The organism is Nocardioides stalactiti, assembly GCF_014180715.1.
In the GTDB taxonomy this organism is placed as follows: Bacteria; Actinomycetota; Actinomycetes; order Propionibacteriales; family Nocardioidaceae; genus Nocardioides; species Nocardioides stalactiti.
The window spans coordinates 1-4,285 of sequence record NZ_JACEFC010000194.1; the positions used below are offsets into that span (position 1 = coordinate 1).

The following is a 4,285-nucleotide window of genomic DNA, read 5'->3' on the forward strand; positions in this document are numbered from 1 at the left end:
CCGGGCACCAGCCCGCACCGGTGCGGCACCTGCGAGGGCACCGGCTTCGTCGTCGCGTCCGTCGGGGGTGCGTTCTCGATGAACGAGACCTGCCCCGCCTGCGGCGGCCGCCAGCTGGTCTACGACGAGGCGTGCCCGACCTGCCACGGCAGCGGCCGCGGCACGTCGGCGCGCACGATCCAGGCGAAGGTGCCGGCGGGCGTCAAGGACGGCCAGCGGATCCGGCTGCGCGGCAAGGGCGCGCCTGGCGAGCGCGGCGGTCCGGCGGGCGACCTCTACGTCTCGGTCAAGGTGACACCGGACCGGGTGTTCGGCCGCAAGGGGGACCACCTCACCCTCGACGTGCCGATCTCGTTCGCCGAGGCAGCCCTCGGTGCCGAGGTCAAGGTCCCGACGCTGGGGGGCACGCCGGTCACGCTGCGCGTCCCCGCCGGGACGCCCAACGGTCGCACCTTCCGGGTCCGCGGCAAGGGTGCGGCCAAGTCCGACGGCACCCGGGGTGACCTGCTCGCCACGGTCGAGGTCCAGGTGCCCGCGCACTTGTCCCACGACGCCCGCACGGCGCTCGAGGCCTACGCCGCGGCGACGGCCGACACCAAGCTCCGCAGCGGGCTCTTCGAGCAGGCGGAGGGCTGATCGCCGTGGCCACCCCCTTCGGCTCGGAGCCTCCTCCGCCCGAGGCGGCGGTGTTCGTCATCAGCGTCGCCGCCGAGCTGAGCGGCCTGCACCCGCAGACCCTGCGCACCTACGAGCGGATGGGCCTGCTCACGCCGGGGCGCACCCCCGGCGGCGGGCGCCGCTACTCCTACCGCGACATCGAGCTGCTGCGTGTGATCGCCGAGCTGACCGGATCGGGCATCGGCATTGAGGGGGTCCGCCGGATCCTCGAGCTCGAGGCGGCGGTGGCCACGCTGCGCGCCCAGCGCGACGAGCTGCTCGCCGAGCTCGACGCGGCCCACGAGGCGCTGCGGCAGGCGATCGCGGCCCGTCAGCAGGCGGCACCGAGCAACCTCCCCGCGGTGCCGCCGCGCGTCACCGGCCAGTCGGTCGTGGTCTGGCGCCGCCACTCCTGATCCGCGTCGGGGTATGTGCGACAGTCCGTAGCGCGGATGCGGGTGCCCGCCCGGGAGCCAGGCACTACCCTCAGGGCACTCGGAACGTTCGAGGCTCATGGGGTGGCTCGATCGGTGGACAGGGGTGCATGAGTGGACGCAATCACGCAGTTCTTCGAGGACTGGGTCAGTGGTGAGCTCACGGGTTCGCACGGCGTCGACTGGTTCGCGTTCATCTCGATCCCGTTCTTCACCGGCATCATCGGCTGGCTGATCAACTGGTCGGGCCTGTGGATGCTGTTCAGCCCCATCAAGTTCTACGGCGTCAAGGTGCCGGGGCTCCGGGAGATCACGACGATCCTGCCGCGCAAGCTGCAGGAGATCCCCGGCTGGCCCGAGGGCGGGCTCGGCTGGCAGGGCATCGTGCCCGCGCGCGCCGCCAAGATGGGCAGCATCGCCGTCGACAAGGTCATCGCCAAGCTGGGCACCCCGGCGGAGTTCTACGCGCAGCTGGAGCCCGAGGAGATCGCGGCCCACATCATCAAGGTGTTCGAGCCCGACCTGCCCCAGATGGTCGACGACATCATGATGCGCGAGCACCCGAAGCTGTGGTCCGACCTCCCGGCCTCGCTCAAGGCCGGCGTCGTCTCCCGGGTGCAGGCGCAGCTCCCGTCGGTGGTGAAGACGATCACCGACGAGATCGGTGTCCACATCAACCAGCTGCTCGACCCGAAGATCATGGTCATCGACCACTTCCGCAAGAACCCCGACCTCGTCGTCCGGGTGTTCCGCGACGTCGGTCAGCGTGAGCTCAACCTGATGGTGGCCTTCGGCTTCATCTTCGGGTTCCTGCTCGGCATCCCGGTCGCGATCATCGACCAGACCTGGCACATCTGGTGGCTGCTGCCGCTCCTCGGCGTCGTCGTCGGGTGGGTGACCAACGCCCTCGGCATGTGGCTGATCTTCGAGCCGCCGGAGCCCAAGCGGATCCTCGGCATCAAGTTCCAAGGACTGTTCCTGCGCCGCCAGGCCGCGTGCGCGGAGGTCTACGCCAGCATCATCGCCGACGACGTCATCACGCTGGAGCGCATCGGCGACTTCCTGATGGACGGGCCGCGCGGCGACCGCACCCGGCAGATGATCGCGACCGCGATGCGACCCGCGATCGACAAGGCTGCGGGCCCGTTGCGCGGTGCCGCCCGGGTCGTGGTCGGCGCCGACAAGTTCGACAGCATCCGCGAGTCGTTCGCGATGGAGGCGGTCGGCCGCACGATCACGCCGTTCCGCGACCCCGAGTTCAGCAAGCGCCAGTCGCAGAAGATCCAGGTGCTCATCGCCCGGCGGACCGCCGAGCTGCCGCCCAAGGACTTCGTCGAGATGATGCGCGCCGCCATCAAGGAGGACGAGTGGATGCTCTACGCCCACGGCGCGATCATGGGCGCTGCGGGCGGGTTCATCCACCTCGGCCTCTTCAACTGGGGCTGGATCCCCGGTTTCCCTCCGTGAGCACTGGAAGGCAGTCATGACTGAGACCCTCGACAAGGACGGGCTCCCCAACCTGCCGGCGGTCGCCGGTAGCGGTCCCGTGGTCGAGTCCCTGCCGGGCCTGGCCCGGGTCGCCGGTACGGCGGCCCTCAACACCGCCGGCTGGGGCCTGCGGACGACGGCCCGCAACTGGCGTCGGGTGGGTCGCGCGGCCACCAACCGCGAGGAGGCGGTCGCGCTGATCCGCGAGGTCGGCTCCGTGGTGAGCACCGTCGGTGAGATCGCCCGCCAGGTCGCCGACGGCATGCCGGTCGGCTCGGTCCTGCTCAAGGCCGGTGAGCAGCTGGGCGGCGCGCCGTCCCCACGGCCGTCGGTCAGCGACAACGGCCGGGTGGTCGGCGGCGAGGTCACCGCGGTGCGGCCGACGAGCCTGCGCGAGCGTGGCCAGGAGCTGCTGGAGCGCTCGCGCGACGTGTGGGCCACCGACCACCGGCACCCTGCGTTCGACCGGATCCTCGACGAGATGGCGCCCGACGAGGCCCGCGTCCTCGTGATGCTGCTCAGGAACGGGCCGCAGCCGAGCGTCGACATCCGGACCGGCGGCCCGATCGGTGTGGTGAGCAGCCAGCTCGTGGCGCCCGGCCTCAACATGGTCGGCCCGCGTGCGGGCCTGCGCTACCTCGACCAGGTGCCGTCGTACCTCAACAACCTCTACCGGCTCGGCCTGGTCTGGTTCTCCCGGGAGGCGCTGCGCGACCACCTGGAGTACCAGGTGCTCGAGGCGCAGCCCGACGTGCTCGAGGCGATGCACTCGGTCAAGTTCGCCAAGGTGGTCCGCCGCAGCATCCACCTGACGCCGTTCGGCGAGGAGTTCGTCAAGCAGGCCCTGGTCGACGAGGTCCTCGCCCACAGCCCGGACCTCCCCGAGCACATGGCCCCGCCGGAGAGCGACTCCGACTAGTTGGATTGCGCGAGCGTGGCAGTCGACGCGATCAAGGGTTGCTGAGGTCTGGCGTCGTTGCGACCGCGAGGACTTCGGCTGGGACCGTGCCCGCGGGTTGAGCCGTGATGACCGCGGCGACGCGGCGCTGGCGATCCGCGGACATCGCCTCGAAGACCGGCAGCAGCGAGTCCCAGATGTCGGCGGCGCCGACCGCTCGGACCAGGTCGTCGACGACCGCGTCGTCCATGTCGCCGACGACGTCGGCGATGGGGCCGCGCCGCTCGTCGCTGAGGTGGTCGAGCAGGTCGAGGGCCTCGGCCCACAGGCCCTGCTCCGAGGCCACCCGCAGCACGCCGGGCAGCCGCTCGGGCGGGAGCAGCCCGACCGCGTGGTCGAGCGCCTCCTTGTGCTCGAGGACGAACGCGGTGCGCAGCATCGCCTCGTCGGACAGTGCGGTCATCGCAGCGACGATGGAGTGGTCGGGGACGAAGGCGAGGAAGCGGCCCATCGTCACGTGCTCACCCCGGCGCCCGAGCTCGCGCGCGACCGGCTCGACCAGCTCGGTCGGTACGCCGGCGATGATCCGCGCGACCCGACGGGGATCGAGCTCGATCGTCGCGTCGGCGAGGAAGTCGGGGGAGAGCCGTCCCGCGACGTCGATCGCCTTGGCGGGATCGACCGCCGCGGCCGCTCGGGCGCACATCAGCGGCCCGAACGACTTCTCGGCGATGGTGGCGACGAGGGCCGAGGGGGTGATCGCGGCGGCTGCAGCCAGCCGGGCCATGCTCCGGGCGCCGGTGTCGAA

General features: G+C 71.4%; 5 protein-coding genes. 4 read left to right on the top strand and 1 reads right to left on the bottom strand.

The genetic code is table 11. The annotated features are described in order from the left end of the window. From H0487_RS21870 to H0487_RS22990, 4 genes are all read left to right on the top strand, one after another. The coding region (locus H0487_RS21870; RefSeq protein ID WP_281370770.1) for a DnaJ C-terminal domain-containing protein at positions 1-636 on the top strand (636 nt) is incomplete at its 5' end. Between the two features lie 5 nt (positions 637-641). Then, a complete protein-coding gene (locus tag H0487_RS21875; protein ID WP_312856054.1) occupies positions 642-1,073 on the top strand; it encodes a heat shock protein transcriptional repressor HspR in 432 nt (143 codons plus the stop codon). 132 nt (positions 1,074-1,205) lie between these two features. Next, on the top strand, positions 1,206-2,558 hold the full coding sequence (locus H0487_RS21880; RefSeq protein ID WP_220793678.1) for a DUF445 domain-containing protein: 1,353 nt from the start codon (positions 1,206-1,208) through the stop codon (positions 2,556-2,558). 16 nt (positions 2,559-2,574) lie between these two features. Next, positions 2,575-3,498 carry an Abi-alpha family protein gene (locus tag H0487_RS22990; RefSeq protein WP_220793679.1) on the top strand — a complete coding sequence of 308 codons (924 nt, stop codon included), beginning with the start codon at positions 2,575-2,577 and terminating at the stop codon, positions 3,496-3,498. Between the two features lie 31 nt (positions 3,499-3,529). On the opposite strand, the gene H0487_RS21890 is transcribed toward H0487_RS22990, so the two are convergent. Next, the coding region (locus H0487_RS21890; RefSeq protein WP_220793680.1) for a hypothetical protein at positions 3,530-4,285 on the bottom strand (756 nt) is incomplete at its 5' end.